This window comes from Mycobacterium triplex (assembly GCF_000689255.1).
Lineage (GTDB): Bacteria > Actinomycetota > Actinomycetes > Mycobacteriales > Mycobacteriaceae > Mycobacterium > Mycobacterium triplex.
On record NZ_HG964446.1, the window covers coordinates 1,708,193 to 1,730,541 of the forward strand.

Here is a 22,349-nt window from a genome sequence, read left to right on the forward strand (position 1 = left end):
TTTCTGGTGAGACCGGCGCCGCTACCGGTGCGCGACGGATTGGGGCCCGCGCGGGTACGGCTGCACGGCGGGCCGGTGCTGGCCGAGCTGACCGCGCGGTTCGGCGAGCAGGCCCGGGCCAAGGTGCTGGCCGGTGAGGTCGTCGACGCCGACGGGGTGGTGATCGATGCGGCCACCGTGCTGCCCACCGGCGCCAGCGTCTACCTCTACCGCGACCTGCCCGACGAGGTTCCGGTGCCGTTCGACATCCCCGTGCTGTATCGCGACGACGACATCGTGGTCGTCGACAAGCCGCATTTTCTGGCCACCATGCCCCGGGGCAGTCACGTCGCGCAGACCGCGCTGGTGCGGCTGCGCAACGAGCTCGATCTGCCCGAGCTCAGTCCCGCCCACCGGCTTGACCGGCTGACCGCCGGGGTGCTGCTGTTCACCGCGCGCCGCGAGGTGCGCGGTGCCTACCAGATGCTGTTCGCCCGGGGTTTGGTACACAAGACGTATGTGGCCGCCGCGGCCCTGAATCCGGCGCTGGAGTTGCCTCGTGTGGTTCGCAGTCGAATCATCAAGCGCCGCGGCCACTTACAGGCCGTGGTCGAGCCCGGAGAGCCCAACGCCGAAACGCTGGTGGAACTGGTCTCGCCGGATGGCCTCTACCGGCTGACCCCGCGCACCGGGCGCACTCATCAATTGCGGGTGCACATGGCGTCGCTGGGGTTGCCGATCATCGGAGATCCGTTGTACCCCAACGTGATCGAGATGCCCGCCGACGATTTCAGCACTCCGCTGCGGTTGCTTGCCCAGCGCATCGAATTCGACGATCCGATCGCCGGGTCGCGCCGCACGTTCGTCAGCCGCCGAGAAGAAGGAGTCTGGTCATGAGCCAACAGCCCCCGCTGGTCATCGTCGCCGGCTATCAGGGCCTCGATGCCGCCCGTCGCGACTTTCAAACGCTGACTGATCGCGCCGCGGACCAGAACCTCGCGGTGCGCGACGCGGTGCTGGTCGGCAAGGACGCCGAGGGCAATCGCGTGTTCGTCGACGGCGGCGATCGTCTCGCCCGTCGCGGCGCCAGGTGGGGTGCCGGTGCCGTGGTGAGCTTTTTGAACCAGAAGATCAAGGCCGGGCTGTCCGACAAGATCGGCGAGCAGATGGCCGCCGACGGCGCCGTGATCATCGTCGTGGCCCCGGCCGAGTCACGGCTGGCGGTCGAGCAGGTGCTGGCCGGATCGCCGATGAAATCGGTTGCGGAGCTGGGCCGCTCGACACCGCGTGGCTTCGGCGCGGCGCTGGCAGAGGCGATGGTCAAGTTCAACCCGGACCGCACCCGGCTGCCGATACCCCAGCGCAGCTTCGGCGGCACCATCGGCCGCACCGTGGCGGAGTCGGTCGGCGACTGGACGATCGTGCCCGGCGCCGCCGCGCCCGACGGCGCACCGAACGTGCTGATCGTGCTGATCGACGACGCCGGCTTCGGTGGCCCGGACACCTTCGGCGGCGCCATCCGTACCCCGACGCTGTCTCGGTTGGCGCGAAGCGGGTTGGCCTACAACCGTTTTCACGTCACCGCCGTGTGCTCGCCGACCCGCGCGGCGTTGCTGACCGGCCGCAACCATCACCGGGTCGGCTTCGGATCGGTCTGCGAGTTTCCGGGCCCCTACCCGGGCTACTCGACGGCCAAGCCGCGCAGTTGTGCCGCGCTGCCGCGCATTCTGCGCGACAACGGTTATGTCACAGGCGCTTTCGGAAAGTGGCATCTGACACCGGACAACGTGCAGGGAGCGGCGGGGCCGTTCGACAACTGGCCACTCGGTTGGGGCTTCGACCACTTCTGGGGATTCCCGTCGGGCGCCGCCGGCCAGTACGACCCGATCATCAGCCAGGACAACTCCGTGCTGGGCATACCCGATAGTCCAAAGGGAGAAGACGGCCGCCCGTATTACTTCCCCGACGACCTGACCGACAAAGCGGTGCAGTGGCTGCACACCGTGCGTGCCGCCAACGCCACCAAGCCGTGGATGATGTACTACTCGACCGGCGCCACCCACGCGCCGCACCACGTGTTCGCCGAGTGGGCCGACAAGTACCGCGGCCAGTTCGACGAGGGCTGGGACGTGTACCGGCAGAAGACATTCGAACGTCAAAAGGAGCTCGGGATCATTCCCGCCGACGCCGAACTCACCGAGCGGCCCGATCTGTTCCCGGCGTGGGACAGCCTGTCGGAGACCCAGCGCAAACTCTATGCCCGGCAGATGGAGGTGTTCGCGGGGTTCTCGGAAAACGCCGACTGGAACGTCGGCCGTCTGCTGGACGCGATCGACGAGCTCGGCGAGTCCGACAACACGCTGGTCTTCTACATCTGGGGCGACAACGGCGCCAGCATGGAAGGCACCAACACCGGCTCGTTCAACGAGATGACGTTCATCAACGGCCTGGACCTGTCCGCCGAGCAGCAGTTGCAGCTCATCGAGCAATACGGCGGGATCGAAGCGCTCGGCGACGAGGACACCGCACCGCATTTCGCGAGCGCCTGGGCGCACGCCAACAACACCCCCTTCCAGTGGGGCAAGCAGATGGGCAGTCACCTCGGCGGCACCCGCGATCCGATGGTGGTGGCCTGGCCCAGCCGGATCCGGCCCGACGGAGAAGTCCGCGACCAGTTCACGCACTGCATCGACATTGCGCCAACGGTGTTGGAGGCCATCGGTTTACCGGAGCCCAGCAGCGTCGACGGCGTCGAGCAGGAGCCGATGGACGGCACCAGTTTCATCCACACCTTCGACGACCCGGCCGCCGAAGAGCGGCACACCGTGCAGTACTTCGAGAACTTCGGCAGCCGCGCGATCTACCACGACGGCTGGTGGGCCTGCGCCCGGCTGGACAAGGCGCCGTGGGACTTGTCGCCGCAGACGATGCAGCGGTTCGCACCCGGCAACTACAACCCCGACGACGACGTCTGGGAGCTGTACTATCTGCCCGACGACTTCTCCCAGGCCAACAATCTGGCTGCCGAACATCCCGACAAGCTCGCCGAGCTGACCCAACTGTGGTGGCAGGAAGCCGAAAAGAACCGGGTACTACCGCTTCTCGGCGGGCTCGCGGTGATGTTCGGCGACCTGCCGCAGCTGCCGACCACCACGCGATTCCGTTTCTCCGGCGGCGTGCAGAACATCCAGCGCGGCATGGTGCCGCGCATCTTCGGCCGTTCCTACGCGATCGAAGCGCGGCTGCACATCCCCGACGCCGGCGCGCAGGGGGTGCTGGTCGCCAACGCCGACTTCATGGGCGGGTTCGCGTTGTGGGTCGACGAGGAACGCAAACTGCGCCACACGTATTCGTTCCTCGGCGTGCAGACCTATCGGCAGGTGTCGACGGAGGCCCTGCCCGTCGGCGACCTCACCGTGCGGATGCTGTTCGAATCCGCGCGGCCCGTCGTCGGTTCCGGTGGGCGCGTGACGTTATGGGTCGACGATCGAATGATCGGCGAGGGCGAGCTGCCCCAAACGGTGAGTTTGGCCTTCACGTCGTATGCCGGGATGGACATCGGGCGCGACAACGGGTTGGTCGTCGACCGGGATTACCAGGACCGCGCGCCGTACGCGTTCACCGGAACCGTCAAGGAGGTCGTCTTCGACCTGATGCCGGTTCCGGTGAACGCCGAGCAGGCGCTGCATCAACACGCGTCCGTCCAAGCGGTGGGACAGGGCGCGGCCGGCTAGCCTCGTCTAGCCGTTGTCACCGGGCAGCACGCGGGTCAGGGCGTCCCGAATGCCCTGATCGATGCGATCGGCGGCCAGCGGGCTGGCGAACGGGGGCGTTGCCCCGCAGGTACAGGAGAATTGGTTGAACACCACGTCCGCGCCGGCCGGTGCGGCGAGTCCAATCGTGGCACCCAGAACGATCGCGCTACCGATTATTATCTTCGTGATCATTTGTAAGCCTCCGTCTGTTCACTTTTTGTTAAAGTGTACGCACAGACGGAGATCCAACGGCGCTGGCTCGCCGTTTTGTGGTGTGTTGTGGCCGTTTCGTTAGGTGGCCGGCGGAGGCGGCGGCTCCGGCGCCGGCTTGTACTGCGGGCAGTAGGCGCGGATGGCCGCGCCGACGAAGTACCCGGCGTCGTAGTCCGGCAGGCTACTGCTGTTCATCACGTCGATGACGACCTCGTTGGGCGTCATCCCCTGTGCGAGGTACTCGCAGACCTTCCGCGCCGCCGCGATGGCAGCCGGGACGGACTCGTGGGTGATGCCGTCGGAAATCAGCAGCTGAATGAATTTGTCATCGTTCGCGTCGGCGTGGGCGGCAGGGGCCACGCCGACGCCAAGCACGCCGAGCGACACGGCCATCGCAACTACAAGTCGGGCGCCCGACGTGATTTTCACGGGACCGGGCTTGGCAATTTTCACGTCCCTCATCATCTCTCAAATCGCGATCGTTGCCAACGCGAGCAAGTCCGGCGAAGTGTTGAACACGGCCGTTTTCGGCACGCAGAGACCGGGTGGGTAATTTGACCCCATGCCGTACGAACGCTGGTTATCGCCGGCGCTGCTGGCGTTCTGTCTGGTCGGCTGTGGCGTCCAGCACGTATCGGCGGCCACGCCTCGCGATCTGTCCGGGACGTTTCGATCCGGCGGCATGGACCGCACCTACGTGATGCACCTGCCGCCGGGCGATCCCGTCGGCCTGGTGCTCAGCCTGCACGGCGGCGGCGGCAGCGGAAAAGGCCAGAAGGGTCTGACCGACTTCGACGCCGTCGCCGACACCAACAACCTGCTGGTGGTCTACCCCGACGGTTACGACAAGAGCTGGGCCGACGGGCGAGGGGCGTCGCCCGCCGATCGCCGCCACATCGACGACGTCGGCTTCCTGGTCGGGCTGGCCGAAAAGCTGCGCAACGACTACAACATCGCCCCGGGGCACATCTTTGTCACCGGAATGTCCAACGGCGGCTTCATGTCCAACCGGCTGGCTTGCGATCGGGCTGATGTTTTTTCGGCGATCGCGCCGGTAGCGGGCACGCTGGGCGTGGGGGTCGCGTGCAATCCCTCGCGGCCGGTTTCGGTGTGGGCGGCGCACGGGACCGCCGATCCGCTGGTGCATTTCACCGGTGGCGACGTACGCGGTCGCGGCGGGCTCAGCCACTCCATCTCGGCCAAAAGCATGGTGGACAAGTGGCGTTCGGCCGACGGCTGCCAGGGTGACCCGGTGGTGCAGGTGCTGCCCAGCGTCGGCGACGGCACCATCGTGCGCCGCATCGATTCGACGGCGTGTGCGGCGGCCACCGAGGTGGTCTTCTATCAGATCGACAACGGCGGGCACACCTGGCCGGGCGGCAAGCAGTATCTGCCCAAGGCGGTCATCGGACCGACCACCCGCGCGCTGGACGGATCGGAATCGATCGCGCAGTTCTTCCTGGCGCACGCCCGCGATTAGCGCTGACACGACGGGCACCAGTAGGCCACCCGGGCGCCGGTGTCGTCGACGTTGATGCGCGTGCCGCAGCGACGGCAACTTTGCCCGGCGCGGCCGTAGACCCACAGCTGCCGGCCCGCCCGGGTATCGCCGGTGGTGCACCGGTTCCAGCGGAAACGATTGGCCCACAACATGTCCCGGGCTCGCGAGACCAAACGGCGCGGGTCGGCGATCGCGCTGACCGGCGCGGTGGGCAGGTGTCCGCTGACGAAGCACAACTCGTTGCAGTAGACGTTGCCCACCCCGGCCATCACCCGCTGGTCGAGCAACGCCTCGGCAATCGGGCGCGCTGGGCCGGCGACGAGATTCGCGGCGGCGGCCCCGGGATCCCAATCCGGGCCCAGCAGATCCGGCCCCAGGTGCGCGACCGACTCGCCGTCGTGGTCGCGGTCGAGGATCTCGAGCATGCCCAGGTCGATGCCGACAGCCCGAATATCGTTGGCTTCCAGAACAATCCGAGCCCGATGGTCTATCCGCACCGGTCGGTGTCCGACTCGCCAGCTGCCGTCCATTTTCAGATGTGAGTGGATGCTGGCCTGTCCCACCCGGATGAACAGGTGCTTGCCGCGGCTGAGCACTTCGTCGACCACGCTGCCGGTGAGATCGACCGTGGCGAATTTCGGCACCCGAACGTCGCAGCGGGTCAGCGTCTGACCGGCCAGGTGCTCGCGCAGCAAGGCCGCGGTGTGCCAGACGGTGTCACCCTCGGGCATCGGTCGTCACCGCAGCCGCATGCCGCGCGGGGTGCGCGCGAAGCCGGCGTCCGCCAGCGCCTCTGCGGCGGGGCTGGGCCCGCCCGCCAGCGGCTGCAACGCCGGCACCCCGTTGATGCGTTCGACGAGGATGGACTCGACGCGCCGCGCGGTGACCAGGTCGGCCAGCGCCTGCGCCGCCGCGTGGTGGGCGCCGGGATCGTCGCCGAATGTCAGCAACGACCGGCCGCCGCGCTCGAGGAACCAGGCCAGCTCGCCGTCGACCAGCACGACGAGCGCTCCGGCCTTGCGGCCCGGGCGTGCCCCCTCATCGGTTGCGGGCCAAGGCAATGCGGCGCCGTACGGGTTCGCCGGGTCGGCGGCGGCCAGCACCACCGCCCGGTATTCGGGCCGCTCCGGGTCGATCCCGTCGAGGTAACCGCGCAGCCGGTCGACGGTCGAGGCGACGGCGAATTGGGCGCCGCCCAGCGACTCGACGAAGTACCCCCGCTGACAGCGGCCCGCCTCTTCGAATGTGTTCAGCACCTTGTACAACGTGGCGAATCCCCCCGGCACATTCTCCGACATCACCGCGCCTCTGGTCAGCACGCCGTGCCGGTTCAGCAGCGATTCCGCTTGGTAATGCGCGCGCAGGGTGGAGTCGGGCTCCGGGGTTGGCAGCGCCGACCAGCGGCCGGCCACGGTGGGGTCGGTGGTCCTGGTGTGGGGATGCGTGACGCTGTACCGGCCCAGCCGCGGCGGCCGGCGGGTGCGGTGCGCGGGGGCCGAGCGCTTGCGCGCGCCGGTGCCCGTCAACAGCGCGCGCACCGGGGCGAAGGTGTCGCCGGTGATCCAGCCGGCCCAGATCAGTTCCCACAGCGCATCTTTGAGCGCGGTTTCGCCAGGGCCGGGGGCGAGCTGCCGGAAGAAGTACGCCCCGCCGCCGGCCAGCGTGTCCAGAATCGCGCGATGGGTGTCGGTGAAGCCGATCTCGTCGGGCGCGGTCAGGGTCAGCGGGGCGGAAATCGCCGGCGTGCAGCACGATCCACCCGTCGCTGCCCGAAATCGACCCGGCACCCGACCAGGTGACCTCGCCGGTGGCCAGCAGCTCGTCGAGCATCGCCGGCGAATAGTCGCGCACCCGCGGCGCCAGCACCAGCGGTTCGAGCGCCGACGCCGGGATCCGCACCCCGGCCAGCTGGTCGATCGCGGAGACCAGGCCGTCGATACCCGACTGGGCCGCGGACACGTGATGCCAGGCGGGCAAAAACCGCCCGTAGGCGGCGGTGCTGACCGGTTCGACCTGGGCGCGCAGCGCGGCCAGCGAACGCCGCCGCAGAATCCGCAACACGTCGGCGTCGCACCATTGCTCGCCGCCGACGCCGCTGGACGCGTTTTCGGGAGCAACGAAGTCGCCGCGCACCAGCCGGGCCCCGGACCCTCCCGAGCCGGCCAGCCGGCTCAGCACATCGGCCGTCACCCGCAGGCCCAGACCGAATCGGGCGGCGGCATCGGCCGTGGTGAACGGGGTGCGGGTGCGCGCGTAACGACCCAGCAGCTCACCGAGCGGGTCGGCCACCTGCTCGGTGAAGGTGGCCGGGACGCCCAGCGGGACGGCCACACCGACCGCATCGCGCAGCCGGCCGATGTCCTCGATGGCCACCCACCAGCTGCGCCCGGCGAACGACACCGTCAGCGCACGCCGGGCGGCCCGCAGGCCTTCCAGCCAACCGCCGACGTCGGTGGCCTCGGACCGCGCGGCGACCTCGTCCTCGGTCAGCGGGCCGAGCAGTCGCAGCAGGTCCGCGACCGCCTCGGCATCGCGGGCGGCCCGATCCGAGCTCAGATGCTGCAACTGGCGCCCGGTCGCGGCGACGACGTCCGGGTCGAGCAGTTCGCGCAGCTCGACGCGCCCGAGCAGCTCGGCCAGCAGCGTGCTGTCCAGCGACAGGGCCGCGGCGCGGCGCTCGGCGAGCGGGGAATCGCCCTCGTACATGAACGCGCCGACGTAGCCGAACAGCAGCGACGCCGCGAACGGTGACGGCTTGACCGTTTCGGCTTCGAGCACCCGGACCCGGCGCGCGGCGATGCCGGTCATCAAGTCGACCAGCGCCGGCACGTCGTACACGTCCTGCAGGCACTCGCGGACGGTCTCCAGCACGATCGGGAAGTCGGGGTATTTGCGTGCCACTTCCAGCAATTGGGCCGCGCGCTGGCGCTGGTGCCATAGCGGCGAGCGGCGGCCGGGGTGGCGGCGGGGCAGCAGCAGCGCACGCGCCGCACATTCGCGGAACCGGGACGCGAACAGCGCCGAGCCGCCCACCTCGGCGGTGACGATCGGGTCGATCTCGTCGGCGTCGAAGACGAAAAGCTCGGCGCCAAGCGGGGCACCCTCCTGGCTGGACAGCCCAGTGTCGGGCAGGTGCACCACGATGCCGTCGTCGGAGGCGGTCGGCTTCTCGTCGATGCCGTAGCGTTCGGCCAGCCGCCGGCCCACCGCCAGCGCGAGCGGTCCGTGCACCCGCAGCCCGTACGGCGAGTGCAGGATTACCCGCCAGTCGCCCAGCTCGTCGCGGAACCGCTCGACCAGCAGCGTCGTGTCGGTGGGCACCGTCGAAGTGGCCGTGCGCTGGTCGTCGAGCAACACCCACAGGTTGTCGGTCGCGTAATCATTGAAACCCAGTGCGGCACAACGTTTTCCGAACTCCTCACGACTCAGGCCGGCCAGCTCACCGGTGAACGCACCGAGCGCCGCACCGAGCTCGGCCGGGCGGCCCACGCCGTCGCCGCGCCAGAACGGCAGCCGGGCCGGCAAACCCGGCGCGGGAACCACCAGCACCCGATCGTGGGTGATCTCGGTGATCCGCCAGCTGGTGGCCCCCAGTGAGATGACGTCACCCGGGCGCGACTCGTAGACCATCTCTTCGTCGAGTTCGCCTACCCGCGAGGGCTTTTCGGCCTCGCTGGCCAGGTAGACGGTGAACATCCCCCGGTCGGGGATCGCGCCGCCGGAGGTAACGGCCAGCCGCTGCGCGCCGGGCCGGGCGGTCAGCGTCCCGGCGTCGCGGTCGTAGACCAACCGCGGCCGCAGCTCGGCGAATTCGGTGGATGGGTACTTGCCGCTCAACAGATCCAGGGTGGCCTCGAACACGCTGCGCGGCAGGGTCGAAAACGGCGCGCTGCGGCGCAGCGTGTCGAACCACCGGTCGGCGTCCAGCGGCTCCAGCGCGGCCGCCGCGACGGTCTGCTGCGCCAGGATGTCGAGCGGGTTGGCGGGCACCCGCATCGTCTCGATCTGCCCGGCCAGCATCCGCTGCACGGCCACGGCGCAGCTGATCAGGTCGGTGCGGTGCTTGGGGAACAGCACCCCCCGCGACACCTCGCCGACCTGGTGGCCGGCCCGCCCGATGCGCTGCAGGCCGCTGGCCACCGACGGCGGCGCCTCCACCTGGATCACCAGGTCGACCGCCCCCATGTCGATGCCCAGCTCCAGGCTCGAGGTGGCCACCACCGCCTTGAGCAGGCCGCGTTTGAGGTCCTCTTCGACCAGCGCGCGCTGCTCCTTGCTGACCGAGCCGTGGTGGGCGCGGGCCAGAACAGCGTCGGCGCCGTAGGTCTGGCCGCTGCCCATGATGTGCGCCGGCGCCCCGCCGGGCACCCTTCGATTGGTCTCGGTCGCCAGTTCCACACCGCTGCGCTCGGCGTGAATCTCGTTGAGCCGTGCGGTAAGTCGTTCGGCCAGCCGCCGCGAGTTGGCGAACACGATGGTCGAGCTGTGCGCCTCGATCAGGTCGACCAGCCGGGCCTCGACGTCGGGCCAAATGGTGTTGTCGGTCAGGTTGGCCATGTCGGGGACCGGCACCTGCACGGTGAGCTGAAAGGACTTGGCCGACGGGGGCGACACGATCGTGGTCGGGCGCTGCCCGGACAGGAACCGCGCCAGCTCCTCGGGCGGGCGCACCGTCGCCGACAAGCCGATACGCTGCGCCGGCGGCCCTTCCCGGAGGTCGTCGAGGCGCTCCAGCGACACCGCCAGGTGCGCGCCGCGCTTGCCGGCGGCGATCGCGTGCACCTCGTCGACGATCACGGTCTGGACGCCCGCCAGGGTCTCCCGCGCGGCCGACGTCAGCATCAGAAACAGCGACTCGGGCGTGGTGATCAGCACGTCGGGCGGGGAGTTGATCAGCTGGCGGCGCTGCGCCGGCGGGGTGTCACCCGAGCGCACCCCGACACTGATATCGGGGGCGGGCAGGCCGTGGCGCTCGGCGATCCGCCTCAGACCGGCCAGCGGGGTGCGCAGGTTGCGCTCGACGTCGACCGCCAGCGCCTTGAGCGGGGAGACGTACAGCACCCGGGTGCCGCCGGCCGGCCTGTCGGCCGAGCCCGCCAGGGAATCCAGGGCCCACAGGAACGCCGCCAGCGTCTTACCGGACCCGGTCGGGGCGATGACCAGTGTGTTGTTGCCGTCGGCGATGGCCTCCCAGGCCGCCGCCTGCGCGGTGGTCGGGGCGGGGAAGGTGCTGCCGAACCACTCGCGGGTTATCTCGCTGAACTTCGCGAGTGCTTCGGTGCTCATCTAGCCATGGTGCCAACCGACACCGACAAAAGCGTCCTACTGCGGTTGGTGACGAGCGGTCGCCATCGCGTGGGCGAGTTCGTCGGGAATCTCGGGCACCCGGGTGATCGCGTCGAGCAGCGTGTGCGCGCACGAGTCGGCCAGCCGCTCGGCACTGGTCGTCGGGTCCATGATGCGTTGCCGGCACAGCTCGAACGTGAACGCGATCCAGCCGTTGAGGATCACCCGCAGGTCCCGCTCGACATCCGGCGCCAGCTTCGCCCCCGGAACCGCGGCCACCACGTCCTGGATGCGGCTCATGATGTGCTCCAGCTGGCGGTTCTTGGCGTCGTCCTCGACGCCGAGCAGAACCGGGTCGGACCGGCCGAGGCCGACGTAGGCCGCCCAGGCGGCTTCCGGGTTCTGCTCGTGGTAGGCCATGTAGGCCAACACGCCCATCCGCGCCTCTTCGAACATCGTCAGCCCGGTCATCGGCTCTTTGTTCGTCGCCTCGTAGAGCCGATCGGCCTCGTCCTTGACGACCGCGGCAAAGAACGCTCGCTTGTCGGGGAAGTAGTGATACATCAGGGCGCGCGAGACGCCCGCACGCTCGGCGATCTCGTCGATGCGGACTTCGTCGTAGGGCCGCTTCCCGAAGACTTCCGCCCCTAACGCAAGCAGTTCGGCGCGTCGGTCCTCAGGGGACAACCGCCTCCTAGCCGTAGGCATGTGTCAGATAGTACTCACGAACCCGGAGCGACAATTCAGCTTGCGTTTATCCGAACTCCACACCTTGAGCCAGCGGCAGCTCGCAGGAGTAATTGACGGTGTTGGTGGCACGCCGCATGTAGGCCTTCCACGCGTCCGAACCGGATTCCCGTCCGCCACCGGTTTGTTTCTCGCCGCCGAACGCACCCCCGATTTCGGCCCCCGACGTGCCGATATTGACGTTGGCGATACCACAGTCGGACCCGTCCAGGAATCGCTCGGCCTCGCGCAGATCGGTGGTGAAGATGGCCGACGAGAGCCCTTGTGGCACCGCGTTGTTGAGCGAGATCGCCTCGTCCAGGTCGTCGTAGGTCAGCACGTAGAGGATCGGCGCGAACGTCTCGGCCGCCACGATGTCGCTCTGGGCGGGCATGCGCACCAGGGCCGGTGCGACGTAGTAGGCGCCGGGATGCCCGGCCGCCGAGGCGTCCTGGAAGTCGCCGCCCAACACCTCGCCGCCCTCGGCGCGGGCCTGTTCCAGCGCGCCGACCATGTCGCGGTAAGCGGTCTCGTGAATCAGCGGGCCGACCAGCGTCTCGGGGGCGGTCGGATCGCCGATCGGCAACTTCGCGAACGCCGCCGCCACCCGCTGCACGACCGAGTCGGCCACCGAGCGATGCACGATCAGCCGGCGCAGGCTGGTGCACCGCTGTCCGGCGGTGCCCGCGGCCGCGAACACGATCGCGCGCACCGCCAGATCCAGGTCGGCCGACGGTGTCACGATCGCCGCATTGTTGCCGCCCAGCTCCAGCAGCACCCGCCCGAAGCGGGCGGCCACCCGCGGACCGACCTGCCGGCCCATCCGCACCGAGCCGGTCGCGGACACCAGTGCGACCCGTGGGTCGTCGACCAGCCGCTCGCCCAGCCGGCGATCGCCCAGCACCAGCCCGCTAACGGTGGGCGGCGCGCCGACGTCGGCGGTGGCCCGGCCGATCAGCGCCTGGCACGCCAGCGCGGTCAACGGCGTCAGCTCCGAGGGCTTCCACACCACCGTGTCCCCGCAGACCAGTGCCACCGCGGTGTTCCACGCCCACACCGCGACCGGGAAGTTGAACGCGGTGATCAGCCCGACCACGCCCAGCGGATGCCAGGTTTCGGTCAGCCGGTGCCCGGGACGCTCCGAGGCGATGGTCCGGCCGTAGAGCTGGCGCGACAGGCCGACCGCGAACTGGCAGATGTCGATCATTTCCTGCACTTCGCCCCGGGCTTCGGAGGTGATCTTGCCGACCTCGAGGGTCACCAGCGTCGCAAGGTCTGCCTTGTGTTCGGTGAGTAGCTCGCCGAGCCGGGCCACCAGCGCGCCGCGCACCGGCGCCGGGGTGTGGCGCCACGTGGCAAAGGCCTCGGCGGCCGCGGCGATGGCGCGGTCGGCCTCCTCGTCGGCGGTGGGCGGCACGGTGAAAAGCACCTCACCGGTGATCGGCGTGCCGGCCGCGAGCCCTTCCTCGCCGGGCTCGCCGAGGCTGACGTCGGCGCCGATCGCCCGCAGCGCCTGACGGGCCGCCTCGCGCAACTGGTCAGAGGTCGTCATGCCGATGCCTCCTCGTAGAGAACATAGGGGTCGTGGATATCGTGGCCGATCGCCCCGGACAGCCACGATGCGTCGTAACCGGACTGGTCGACGGCGTGCCAGGTTTTGGGCCCCGCCCTGGGGTCGCGATCCAGGTTGGACCGGAAGATGCCGGCCGCCGACGCGGGCAGGAAGTCTTCGTACACGATCGGTGCCGCCGGGTCGCCGCGGCGGTAGTAGGCCAGTCGCTGCGCGGCCATCTCCTCGTCGGTCGACGGGAAGTAGTCGCCCCAGACCCGGGCCGGATCCGCTTCCCCCACGAGCCGAGCCATCGCCGCGTCGTAGCGCGCGCGCCCGCGCGGGGTCAGCGCCACACCGCGCGCCTCGACCTCGCCGAACCGCACCCGCAGGCTGCCCGCGCTCACGGTGCCGTCCCTGCCGCGGAACAGGCATGGTTCGGCGAGTGCGCGAAATGACGTCTGGCGCAACAAAACCGGGGGCCCGCCGGTGCGGGGCGGACCCTGGATGGCATCGATCATCGCGATGCCCCGGTCGGTCATCCGCTGGTAGAGCTCGTCGATGTCGAGAACCCGCGGCGTCAGGTGGTTGATGTGGGTGGAACACACCCCCGCGATGTCGGCGGCCACCGCGGACACCCGCGACAACTCGTCGTACCAGTGCTTGTCGATCGGTTCGCGCGACAGCGCGAAGGCATCCACCGCGGCGGCGACGAACGCGTCCGCCTCCTCGGCATCGCAGGCGCCTTCGGCGGCGATGATGCGGGCCCGCGCCAGCAGCGCGGGGTCGAAAAGCTCGCGGCGCGCGATGAACGTCTCGACACGGCTACGCAGGTCGGGCTCGAAGTACCGGGCATCGCGGGTGGCCAGCATCGACGTGAACACTCGAAAAGGATTGCGCGCCAGCTCGTTTGCGTCGATCGGCCGAAAGGCCGTCGATACCACCGGAATCGGCGAGCGGGCACGGCGCAGGTCGTAGTACCCGACGGCCACCATGCCGAACGCGGCGAACAAGTCGGCGACGGCGGCCAGTTCGGCCGGGCTGCCCACCCGGATGGCGCCGTGCCGTTCGGCGGTGACGCGGGCCAACGAGCCGAGCCGTTCGGCGCCGGGATGGTGTGCCACGTAGTCGGCGTTGACCTGACCGCTGACCTCGACCAGGGTGCCGTAGGCGGGCACCTCGCCGGCGTACCTGGCCGACAGCCCCGCCGCGAAGCGCTCGCGCAGCTGCCAGGTCAGCAGCCTCTTGGCCGGACTCATGGATAATTCCCGGCCATGGGTGAGTCGCTCGACGACGTCGACAAGATCCTGGTGCGCCGGCTGGTCGCGGACGGACGCGCCACGCTCGCGGAGCTGGCCGCCAGCGCCGGGCTGTCGGTGTCGGCGGTCCAGTCCCGGGTGCGCCGGCTGGAGGCCCGCGGTGTGGTGGCCGGATACTCCGCGCGGATCAACCCGGAGGCGGTCGGGCACCTGCTGTCGGCGTTCGTGGCCATCACTCCTCTTGATCCTTCCCAACCCGATGATGCGCCCGCCCGGCTGGCGCACCTCGAGGAGATCGAGGCGTGCCACTCGGTGGCGGGCGAGGAAAGCTACGTCCTGCTGGTGCGCGTCGCGTCCCCGCGGGCGCTCGAGGACCTGCTGCAGCGCATCCGGACAGCCGCCAACGTCCAGACCCGCAGCACCATCATTCTCAATACTTTTTACAGTGATCGCCAACACATACCGTAAAAACTACGTCGATAGCGTCATAAATCCGTAAAAATCAAGCTAGCATGGCCGGTATGACTGCCGTCCTGAACTCCGTTGCGCTCACCGGCGTGCAGCCCGAACCCGACCGCGTCCACGAGGTGCTGTCGCGCAGCATGCTGGTCGATGGGTTCGATTTCGTGCTCGACCTGGCCGCCTCCTCCGGGTCGTATCTGGTCGACGCCCGCGACGGCCGGCGCTACCTCGACATGTTCACCTTCTTCGCCTCGTCGGCGCTGGGGATGAACCATCCCGCGCTGGCCGACGACGAGGAATTCCGCGCCGAGCTCCTTCAAGCCGCGCTGAACAAGCCGAGCAACGCCGATGTGTACACGGTCGCGATGGCCGGCTTCGTCGAGACCTTCGCCCGGGTCCTGGGCGACCCGGCGCTGCCGCATTTGTTCTTCGTCGACGGCGGCGCCCTGGCGGTGGAGAACGCGCTCAAGGTGGCCTTCGACTGGAAGAGCCGGCACAACGAGAAACACGGCCTCGACCCCGAACTCGGCACTCGGGTGCTGCACCTGCGCGGCGCCTTCCACGGCCGCAGCGGTTACACGCTGTCGCTGACCAACACCAAGCCGGTCACCGTGGCCCGCTTCCCGAAGTTCGACTGGCCGCGCATCGACGCGCCCTACATCCGGCCGGGCTTGAATGGGCGAGCCATGGACGCGGCCGAAGGCGAGTCGCTGCGCCAGGCCCGCGCGGCGTTCGAGGCCCACCCGCACGACATCGCCTGCTTCATCGCCGAGCCGATCCAGGGTGAGGGCGGCGATCGCCACTTCCGGCCGGAGTTCTTCGCCGCGATGCGCCGGTTGTGCGACGAATACGACGCGCTGCTGATCTTCGACGAGGTGCAGACCGGCTGCGGGTTGACCGGAACCCCTTGGGCCTACCAGCAATTGGGCGTGCAACCCGATGTCGTGGCGTTCGGCAAGAAGACGCAGGTGTGCGGTGTGATGGCCGGCCGGCGGGTCGACGAGATCGCCGACAACGTCTTCGCGGTCGCCTCCCGGATCAACTCGACGTGGGGCGGCAATCTGACCGACATGGTGCGGGCGCGCCGCATCCTGGAGGTCATCGAGGCCGACGGGCTGTGCGCGCGCGCCGCCGAGCTGGGCCGCTACCTGCGGGATCGGCTGGTCGAACTCGCCGACGAGTTCCCCGCGATGGTGTTCGACCCCCGCGGCCGCGGATTGATGTGCGCGTTCAGCCTGCCGACCACCGCCGATCGCGACGAGGTGATCCGCCGGCTGTGGCAGCGGGGCGTGATCGTGCTGGCCACCGGGAACGACGGCGTTCGATTCCGTCCCGCGCTGACGGTGTCGCGGGCGGACATCGACGCGGCCATTGCCGCGGTGCGTCACGTGTTGGCGGCTGTGAATGCGGGTACCTGACCGCACGTAACTAATCCGTCGTCGCGGACGAATAACTGGACGCAGTCAGCACGCGGAGGTCTCATGCCGAAAGCAGATGAGCGATCACGGGGTGATCGCCTGGGTAACGAAGACGGCGAGGTGCGCGCCGCGATCCGCTTTACCGTCTTGGCGACGGCCGCGGCGGTCGGATTCGTCGTGATGGCCGCCTTATGGGTCAGTACCTGTCCGGCAACGGGCGTGGACACCGTGGCGTGCGGTGCGCCGCAGCGAACCCTGTTGGCCATCGGCGGGCCGCTGATCCTGCTGGCCGCCGGCCTGTGGGCGTTCGTGCGCACCTACCGGGTCTGGCGCATCGAAGGCACCTGGTGGGGATGGCACGGCGCGGGCTGGTTTTTGCTGACGCTGATGATCGTCACCGTCTCCATGGGTGTTCCGGCCATTGCCGGGCCGGCGTTGGGGCTCGCATAATTGGCGTTGGGGCTCGCATAATTATTGGTGCGAGCCCTACAAATGGAGATGGTGCAGCCATGGGAGACACCTATCACGACCCCGTCGACCATTTGCGGACGACGCGGCCACTCGCCGGCGAATCACTGATCGACGTATTGCACTGGCCCGGATACCTGATGGTGGTGGCCGGCGTGGTCGCGGTGTGCGGAAGCCTGGCGGCCTTCGGCACCGGACATCAGCACGAGGGCATGACCGCGGGTGTGACGGCGATCGTCGTCACTGTGGTGGGCCTGGTGTGGCTGGCCGCCGAGCACCGGCGGGTACGCCGGATCTTCGATCGGTGGTACCTCGAGCATCCCGAGGTGGCCAGGCAATCACCCGACAGCTGACGCGCGGCCCTGCCTACCCGAAATTCGTAGGTTATCCGCATCCTCGAGTGGGTATCTGGTGTAAACCATGATGAGCGCCGGCGAGGAATCATGAAAGCACCGACGTAGATGCCGACCGCAATGACGATCGGAAGGACCAGGGTAATTCCGGCAATCAAAGCGATGCGCCCCAGTGTGCGTGTCCCGGGTTTGCCGGTGGTGTCTGGCGCGTCCATATCGAGTGACATACCCGGCCGCGATGAGGGCTAACGGGGTGGGCCGTCGCGACCGGTGGCGCGCTCCAAAGCGAGGGGTAGTGTGAGCCAAACGTTGCCGGGAGACCGTATGACCGATGTCGGATCGCGCGCTGACAAGCGTCAGCGCGGCCACAGAGCTGTCGAACTTCATGTCGCTGCGCGCCTGGAGAACCTGGCGATGCTGCGCACGCTGGTGGGTGCGATCGGCACCTACGAAGACCTGGATTTCGACGCCGTGGCGGATCTGCGGCTCGCGGTGGACGAGGTATGCACCCGGTTGATCCGCTCGGCCACTCCGGACGCGACGCTGATCGTGGTGGTCGACCCCCGCGACGACGAATTGGTGGTCGAGGCGTCCGCGGCATGCGATACCCACGACGTGGTGTCGCCCGGCAGCTTCAGCTGGCATGTCCTGACGTCGCTGGCCGACGACGTGCAGACCTTCCACGACGGGCGCGAACCCAATGAAACCGGCAGCGTATTCGGTATCACGCTGACGGCGCGACGGGCGGCCGCTAGCCGGTGACAGCGCAAGCTGACGGCGGTTCGGGCGCGTCACGCCCAAACGAATACGCCGATGTTTTGGATATGTTCCATGAGCTGGCGACGGTCTCGGCCGGCTCGGCGGAATTCCAGCGCCAACGGGACAAGATCGTCGAGCGGTGCCTGCCGCTGGCCGATCACATCGCCCGCCGGTTCGAGGGGCGCGGCGAACCGCGCGACGACCTGGTTCAGGTCGCGCGCGTTGGGTTGGTCAACGCCGTGGTCCGTTTCGACGTCGAGGCCGGATCGGACTTCGTGTCGTTCGCGGTACCCACGATCATGGGTGAGGTCCGCCGGCACTTCCGCGACAACAGCTGGTCGGTCAAGGTGCCGCGGCGCCTCAAGGAGCTGCATCTGCGGCTCGGCAGCGCCACCGCCGACCTGTCGCAACGCCTCGGCCGGGCGCCGACGGCCACCGAACTCGCAGCCGAGCTGGAAATGGACCGCGCCGAGGTGGTCGAGGGTCTGGTGGCGGGCAGCTCGTACAACACGCTGTCCATCGACAGCGGTGGGGGCGGCGGCGACGAAGAGGACGCCCGTGCCATCGCCGACACGTTGGGCGACGTAGACGCCAGCATCGACCGCATCGAGGACCGCGAGTCGCTACGCCCGTTGCTGGAGAGCCTGCCCGAGCGCGAGCGAACGGTGTTGGTGCTGCGGTTCTTCGAGTCGATGACACAGACTCAGATCGCCGAGCGAGTCGGCATCTCGCAGATGCACGTATCGCGGCTGCTGGCGAAATCCCTAACGCGCCTGCGCGACCAGTTGGAGTAGCGGCCGCGCGTCGGGCCCCGTCGGCCACACCGTCTCGAGCAGCGGCTCCTCGATCGGCGTCGTGACCGGCAGGGTGCCGTCGGGGTCGCAGACCCGCAACAGCCGGCAGACCGCCGGGCTGGGCACCAGCGCCCAGCTCAGCCGCGCTCCCGAGCACACCACGTTGATCCGGTGCAGCGCTGAAAAACCAGCAGTACCAATGAAATTCAGCGCGCGTAGATCGAGGATCACCCGCCGGGCATGGCGTGCATTGCGCTGCACGTAGCTGGCGAGCTGATCGGAGTTCGCGGCGTCAAGCTCGCCGTCGACCGTGACGACGGTGCCCGCGGCGCTCCACGTGGCGCTGAATTGGGCCGTTCGGCATTGTTGCCAGGATTGGGTCACAGACATTGCTTCACTCCCTCAACCGAGGATCGGTGTGAGGACTACGTCAACAACGAAGTGATACTCGAAGGTAGGGAATTCGCCTTCCGCGCGGCGCTGACGTGGTCCGGGCGGCTGTGAACTCAACCTGTCTCGAACCCTACCCGCGGTGCCGGAGACCGACAACGTTTACTTAGCTGATTCCCAGGAAGCCTGGTCGGCTACTTGATTTCGGCGAGCACCGTGCCCTGGGTGATGGCGGTGCCCGCCTCGACCGCGAGACCGGTGATGGTGCCGTCCTTGTGCGCGGTGACGGGGTTCTCCATCTTCATCGCCTCGAGCACCACCACCAGATCACCGACGGCGACCTGCTGGCCCTCCTCGACCGCGACCTTGACCACGGTGCCCTGCATGGGCGCGGTGACCGCGTCGCCCGAGGCCGCCGCTCCGCCGTGCGCGCCGCGCTTGCGCGGCTTCGGCTTCTTGCGGACCACACCGGCGCCGGTCACGCCGCCACCGTTGGACAGCGCCAGGTCGCCGGGCAGCGACACTTCGAGCCGGCGCCCGTCGACCTCGACGACGACCTTCTGCCGCGGCTGGGCGTCGTCCTCGTCGAGGGGCTCGCCACCGGTGAACGGCTCGATCGTGTTGTCCCACTCCGTCTCGATCCAACGGGTGTGCACCGCGAAGCCATTGTCGTCGCCGACGAACGCCGGGTCTCTCACCACGGCGCGGTGAAACGGGATGACCGTGGCCAGGCCCTCGACGTGGAATTCGTCCAGCGCGCGCCGGGAACGCGCCAGCGCCTCCTCGCGGGTCGCCCCGTACACGATCAGCTTGGACAGCATCGAGTCGAACTGGCCGCCGATCACCGAGCCGGCTTCGACGCCGGAGTCCAGCCGGACACCGGGGCCGGTGGGGATGTCGTAGCGGGTCACCGGGCCGGGGGCGGGCAAAAAGCCGCGCCCGGCATCCTCGCCGTTGATCCGGAACTCGATCGCGTGCCCGCGCGGTGCCGGGTCCTCGGTGATGTCCAGCTTGTCGCCGTTGGCGATCTTGAACTGCTGGCGCACCAGGTCGATGCCCGCGGTCTCCTCGGTGACCGGGTGCTCGACCTGCAGGCGGGTGTTCACCTCCAGGAACGAGATCAGGCCGTCCTGGCCGACCAGGTACTCGACGGTTCCGGCGCCGTAGTAGTGCGCCTCTTTGCAGATCCGCTTGGCCGACTCGTGGATCTCCTTGCGCTGCGCGTCGGTCAGGAACGGCGCCGGGGCCTCCTCGACCAGCTTCTGGAAGCGGCGCTGCAGCGAGCAGTCGCGGGTGCCGGCGACGACGACGTTGCCGTGCTGATCGGCGATCACCTGGGCCTCGACGTGGCGCGGCTTGTCGAGATAGCGCTCGACGAAGCACTCGCCACGACCGAACGCCGCGACGGCCTCACGGGTGGCCGACTCGAACAGCTCGGGGATCTCTTCGATGCTGCGGGCCACCTTCATGCCGCGGCCGCCACCACCGAAGGCCGCCTTGATCGCGATCGGCACGCCGTATTCCTTGGCGAAGGCGACCACCTCGTCGGCGTCCTTGACCGGGTCCGGGGTGCCGGGCACCAGCGGGGCCTGCGCCCGGGCGGCGATGTGGCGGGCGGTCACCTTGTCGCCGAGGTCGCGGATCGACTGCGGGCTGGGCCCGATCCAGATCAGACCGGCGTCGATGACCGCCTGCGCGAAGTCGGCGTTCTCCGAGAGAAACCCGTAGCCGGGGTGGATGGCGTTGGCGCCGGACTTGGCCGCCGCGTCGAGAATCTTGCCGAAATCCAGGTAGGACTCGGCCGAATTCTGACCGCCCAGGGCGAACGCCTCGTCGGCCAGCGCCACGTGGGGCGCGTCGGCGTCGGGCTCGGCGTACACCGCCACGCTGGACAGGCCCGCGTCGCGGGCCGCTCGGATCACCCGGACAGCGATTTCGCCGCGGTTGGCGACGAGCACCTTGGAGATCCTCGAGCTGGCGTGACTAGGCACCTGCGCCTCCTGTGTATGGCTGGACGTCGTCTTCGTCTCTAAGAGAATTTCTTACAAGTCTTGTCGGGGGAAGTTTAGGCGGCGCGCCCAGAGCGCTGATACCCGGTCCCTCTCAGGCCGACTCGCGCAATCGGCGCTTGATGCGGGCCAGCATCGCCGACATGCCGCGCAGCCGCAGCGGGCTGATCAGGGCGGCCAAGCCCAGCTCGCCGTAGAAATCTTCGGGTACCGCCAGGATGTCGGCGGCGGGTTGTTCGTCGAGGCCGGCGGCCAGGATCGAGGCAAAGCCGCGGGTGGTCGGCGCTTCGGCGGGAGCGCTGAAATACAGCCGCACCCGATTCGGGTCGTGCGCGTCGACATGCAAGAAAAGCGGCGACTGGCACTCGGGCACCGGCTCCATCGCGGCCTCGGCCAGATCGTCGGGCAGGTCGGGCAGGTCGTCGGCGAACTCCAGCAACAGCCTCAGCTTGTCCTGGCCCTGCACTTCGGCGAAGTCGGACACCACCTCGGCTAACGGAGCGGGCAGAGTCATCGGGCCGGCACGGCTCCCGGTGCCTGCCCTGGTTCGGAGCCCGCAACGATCGGCACTCGCACGGTGTTGCCCCACTCGGTCCAGGATCCGTCGTAGTTGCGCACACCCGGCTTGCCCAGCAGGTGCGTCAGGACGAACCAGGTGTGGCTGGATCGCTCGCCGATGCGGCAGTAGACGACGGTCTTGTCGTCGGGTTGCAAGAACCCGTACAGCTCTTCGAGTTCCTCGCGGCTGCGGAACCGGCCGCTCTCCTCGACCGCCTTGCCCCATGGGATCGACCGGGCGGTCGGGATGTGGCCGGCGCGCAGCGCGCCCTCCTCGGGATAGTCGGGCATGTGGGTGCGCTTGCCGGTGTACTCGTCGGGCGAGCGCACATCGATCAGCGGCTGGCTGCCCAGGATGTCGAGCACGTCGTCCTTGTAGGCGCGGATCGGCGCGTCGTTGCGGGCCACGACGGGGTAGCCCGTCGAGGTCTTGGTCGGCACTTCGAGGCTGGTGTCGCGCCGCTCGGACAGCCACAGGTCACGCCCGCCGTTGAGCAGCCGCACATCGGGGTGGCCGAACAACGTGAACACCCACAGCGCGTAGGCGGCCCACCAGTTGCTCTTGTCGCCGTAGATCACCACGGTGTCGTCGCGCGAGATGCCTTTGCGGTTCATCAGTTCCGCGAACTGCTCGCCGGAGATGTAGTCGCGGACCCGCGGATCGTTGAGGTCGGTGTGCCAGTCGATCTTGACCGCGCCGGGGATATGCCCGACGTCGTAGAGCAGCACGTCCTCGTCGGATTCGACGATCGCCAGCCCGGGCGAGCCCAGGTGGCCGGACAACCAGTCGGCGGTGACCAAGCGTTCGGGGTGGGCGTAGGCCGACAGCGTCGGGCTTGAATCGGGGGGTAGCGGCACAGAGCAAAGCCT

At 68.8% G+C, this 22,349-nt stretch carries 19 protein-coding genes and 1 pseudogene; 9 read left to right on the forward strand and 11 right to left on the reverse strand.

Going from position 1 to position 22,349, the window contains the following annotated elements:
- Nucleotides 1-6: 6 nt before the first annotated feature.
- Nucleotides 7-876, forward strand: coding sequence for a pseudouridine synthase (locus tag BN973_RS07995; RefSeq protein WP_036467157.1), 870 nt, complete (start codon nucleotides 7-9; stop codon nucleotides 874-876).
- Complete coding sequence (locus tag BN973_RS08000) at nucleotides 873-3,713, forward strand: arylsulfatase (protein WP_036467158.1); 2,841 nt, start codon at nucleotides 873-875, stop codon at nucleotides 3,711-3,713. Before BN973_RS07995 ends, BN973_RS08000 begins: the two co-directional genes overlap by 4 nt.
- Nucleotides 3,714-3,719: 6 nt before the next feature.
- On the opposite strand, the gene BN973_RS08005 is transcribed toward BN973_RS08000, so the two are convergent.
- Nucleotides 3,720-3,926, reverse strand: a complete 207-nt coding sequence (locus tag BN973_RS08005; RefSeq protein ID WP_036467160.1) for a hypothetical protein — start codon at nucleotides 3,924-3,926, stop codon at nucleotides 3,720-3,722.
- 99 nt (nucleotides 3,927-4,025) lie between these two features.
- Complete coding sequence (locus tag BN973_RS08010; RefSeq protein WP_232232040.1) at nucleotides 4,026-4,400, reverse strand: DUF732 domain-containing protein; 375 nt, start codon at nucleotides 4,398-4,400, stop codon at nucleotides 4,026-4,028.
- 109 nt (nucleotides 4,401-4,509) lie between these two features.
- Here BN973_RS08010 and BN973_RS08015 point away from each other — a divergent pair, with 109 nt between their 5' ends.
- Nucleotides 4,510-5,427, forward strand: coding sequence for a CE1 family esterase (locus tag BN973_RS08015; protein WP_036467162.1), 918 nt, complete (start codon nucleotides 4,510-4,512; stop codon nucleotides 5,425-5,427).
- On the opposite strand, the gene nei2 is transcribed toward BN973_RS08015, so the two are convergent.
- From nei2 to hglS, 5 genes and pseudogenes are all read right to left on the reverse strand, one after another.
- On the reverse strand, nucleotides 5,424-6,179 hold the full coding sequence (gene nei2 / locus BN973_RS08020; RefSeq protein WP_036467164.1) for an endonuclease VIII Nei2: 756 nt from the start codon (nucleotides 6,177-6,179) through the stop codon (nucleotides 5,424-5,426). The two genes, BN973_RS08015 and nei2, sit on opposite strands and share 4 nt — an antisense overlap.
- Nucleotides 6,180-6,185: 6 nt before the next feature.
- A pseudogene (locus BN973_RS08025) lies at nucleotides 6,186-10,734 on the reverse strand (ATP-dependent helicase).
- A 36-nt stretch (nucleotides 10,735-10,770) separates the two neighbouring features.
- Nucleotides 10,771-11,442, reverse strand: coding sequence for a TetR/AcrR family transcriptional regulator (locus tag BN973_RS08030; protein ID WP_036467165.1), 672 nt, complete (start codon nucleotides 11,440-11,442; stop codon nucleotides 10,771-10,773).
- Nucleotides 11,443-11,488: 46 nt separating this feature from the next.
- Nucleotides 11,489-13,012, reverse strand: coding sequence for an L-piperidine-6-carboxylate dehydrogenase (gene amaB, locus BN973_RS08035; RefSeq protein ID WP_036467166.1), 1,524 nt, complete (start codon nucleotides 13,010-13,012; stop codon nucleotides 11,489-11,491).
- A complete protein-coding gene (gene hglS, locus BN973_RS08040; protein ID WP_036467167.1) occupies nucleotides 13,009-14,268 on the reverse strand; it encodes a 2-oxoadipate dioxygenase/decarboxylase in 1,260 nt (419 codons plus the stop codon). The genes amaB and hglS overlap by 4 nt, the downstream gene beginning before the upstream one ends.
- A 15-nt stretch (nucleotides 14,269-14,283) precedes the next feature.
- Between hglS and BN973_RS08045 the strand changes: the two genes are divergently transcribed.
- From BN973_RS08045 to BN973_RS08070, 6 genes are all read left to right on the forward strand, one after another.
- On the forward strand, nucleotides 14,284-14,736 hold the full coding sequence (locus BN973_RS08045; RefSeq protein WP_036467168.1) for an Lrp/AsnC family transcriptional regulator: 453 nt from the start codon (nucleotides 14,284-14,286) through the stop codon (nucleotides 14,734-14,736).
- A gap of 53 nt (nucleotides 14,737-14,789) precedes the next feature.
- Nucleotides 14,790-16,148 (forward strand): L-lysine 6-transaminase, encoded by a 1,359-nt coding sequence (lat, locus tag BN973_RS08050; RefSeq protein WP_084163587.1) that lies wholly within the window; start codon nucleotides 14,790-14,792, stop codon nucleotides 16,146-16,148.
- Nucleotides 16,149-16,211: 63 nt separating this feature from the next.
- A complete protein-coding gene (locus tag BN973_RS08055) occupies nucleotides 16,212-16,598 on the forward strand; it encodes a hypothetical protein (protein WP_036467170.1) in 387 nt (128 codons plus the stop codon).
- Nucleotides 16,599-16,657: 59 nt separating this feature from the next.
- Nucleotides 16,658-16,969 carry a protein UsfY gene (gene usfY / locus BN973_RS08060; RefSeq protein WP_036467171.1) on the forward strand — a complete coding sequence of 104 codons (312 nt, stop codon included), beginning with the start codon at nucleotides 16,658-16,660 and terminating at the stop codon, nucleotides 16,967-16,969.
- Between the two features lie 324 nt (nucleotides 16,970-17,293).
- Complete coding sequence (locus tag BN973_RS08065) at nucleotides 17,294-17,731, forward strand: ATP-binding protein (protein ID WP_036467172.1); 438 nt, start codon at nucleotides 17,294-17,296, stop codon at nucleotides 17,729-17,731.
- Entirely contained in the window at nucleotides 17,728-18,522 is a 795-nt protein-coding gene (locus tag BN973_RS08070; protein ID WP_036467173.1) for an RNA polymerase sigma factor SigF, read from the forward strand. The genes BN973_RS08065 and BN973_RS08070 overlap by 4 nt, the downstream gene beginning before the upstream one ends.
- Here BN973_RS08070 and BN973_RS08075 read toward each other — a convergent pair.
- The 4 genes from BN973_RS08075 to BN973_RS08090 form a co-directional block, all read right to left on the reverse strand.
- Complete coding sequence (locus tag BN973_RS08075; protein ID WP_036467174.1) at nucleotides 18,493-18,912, reverse strand: STAS domain-containing protein; 420 nt, start codon at nucleotides 18,910-18,912, stop codon at nucleotides 18,493-18,495. The two genes, BN973_RS08070 and BN973_RS08075, sit on opposite strands and share 30 nt — an antisense overlap.
- 194 nt (nucleotides 18,913-19,106) lie before the next feature.
- Nucleotides 19,107-20,903, reverse strand: a complete 1,797-nt coding sequence (locus tag BN973_RS08080; RefSeq protein WP_036467175.1) for an acetyl/propionyl/methylcrotonyl-CoA carboxylase subunit alpha — start codon at nucleotides 20,901-20,903, stop codon at nucleotides 19,107-19,109.
- A gap of 112 nt (nucleotides 20,904-21,015) precedes the next feature.
- Entirely contained in the window at nucleotides 21,016-21,435 is a 420-nt protein-coding gene (locus tag BN973_RS08085; RefSeq protein WP_036467176.1) for a SufE family protein, read from the reverse strand.
- Complete coding sequence (locus tag BN973_RS08090) at nucleotides 21,432-22,337, reverse strand: sulfurtransferase (protein WP_036467178.1); 906 nt, start codon at nucleotides 22,335-22,337, stop codon at nucleotides 21,432-21,434. The genes BN973_RS08085 and BN973_RS08090 overlap by 4 nt, the downstream gene beginning before the upstream one ends.
- Between the last annotated feature and the right edge of the window lie 12 nt (nucleotides 22,338-22,349).

What these genes read in the sequence shown, in the direction of transcription:
- BN973_RS08000 (WP_036467158.1), top strand. Translation starts at nt 873, where the DNA reads ATGAGCCAACAGCCCCCGCTGGTCATCGTCGCCGGCTATCAGGGCCTC.
- BN973_RS08005 (WP_036467160.1), bottom strand. Translation starts at nt 3,926, where the DNA reads ATGATCACGAAGATAATAATCGGTAGCGCGATCGTTCTGGGTGCCACG.
- BN973_RS08015 (WP_036467162.1), top strand. Translation starts at nt 4,510, where the DNA reads ATGCCGTACGAACGCTGGTTATCGCCGGCGCTGCTGGCGTTCTGTCTG.
- nei2 (WP_036467164.1), bottom strand. Translation starts at nt 6,179, where the DNA reads ATGCCCGAGGGTGACACCGTCTGGCACACCGCGGCCTTGCTGCGCGAG.
- BN973_RS08030 (WP_036467165.1), bottom strand. Translation starts at nt 11,442, where the DNA reads ATGCCTACGGCTAGGAGGCGGTTGTCCCCTGAGGACCGACGCGCCGAA.
- amaB (WP_036467166.1), bottom strand. Translation starts at nt 13,012, where the DNA reads ATGACGACCTCTGACCAGTTGCGCGAGGCGGCCCGTCAGGCGCTGCGG.
- hglS (WP_036467167.1), bottom strand. Translation starts at nt 14,268, where the DNA reads ATGAGTCCGGCCAAGAGGCTGCTGACCTGGCAGCTGCGCGAGCGCTTC.
- BN973_RS08045 (WP_036467168.1), top strand. Translation starts at nt 14,284, where the DNA reads ATGGGTGAGTCGCTCGACGACGTCGACAAGATCCTGGTGCGCCGGCTG.
- lat (WP_084163587.1), top strand. Translation starts at nt 14,790, where the DNA reads ATGACTGCCGTCCTGAACTCCGTTGCGCTCACCGGCGTGCAGCCCGAA.
- BN973_RS08055 (WP_036467170.1), top strand. Translation starts at nt 16,212, where the DNA reads ATGCCGAAAGCAGATGAGCGATCACGGGGTGATCGCCTGGGTAACGAA.
- usfY (WP_036467171.1), top strand. Translation starts at nt 16,658, where the DNA reads ATGGGAGACACCTATCACGACCCCGTCGACCATTTGCGGACGACGCGG.
- BN973_RS08065 (WP_036467172.1), top strand. Translation starts at nt 17,294, where the DNA reads ATGACCGATGTCGGATCGCGCGCTGACAAGCGTCAGCGCGGCCACAGA.
- BN973_RS08075 (WP_036467174.1), bottom strand. Translation starts at nt 18,912, where the DNA reads ATGTCTGTGACCCAATCCTGGCAACAATGCCGAACGGCCCAATTCAGC.
- BN973_RS08085 (WP_036467176.1), bottom strand. Translation starts at nt 21,435, where the DNA reads ATGACTCTGCCCGCTCCGTTAGCCGAGGTGGTGTCCGACTTCGCCGAA.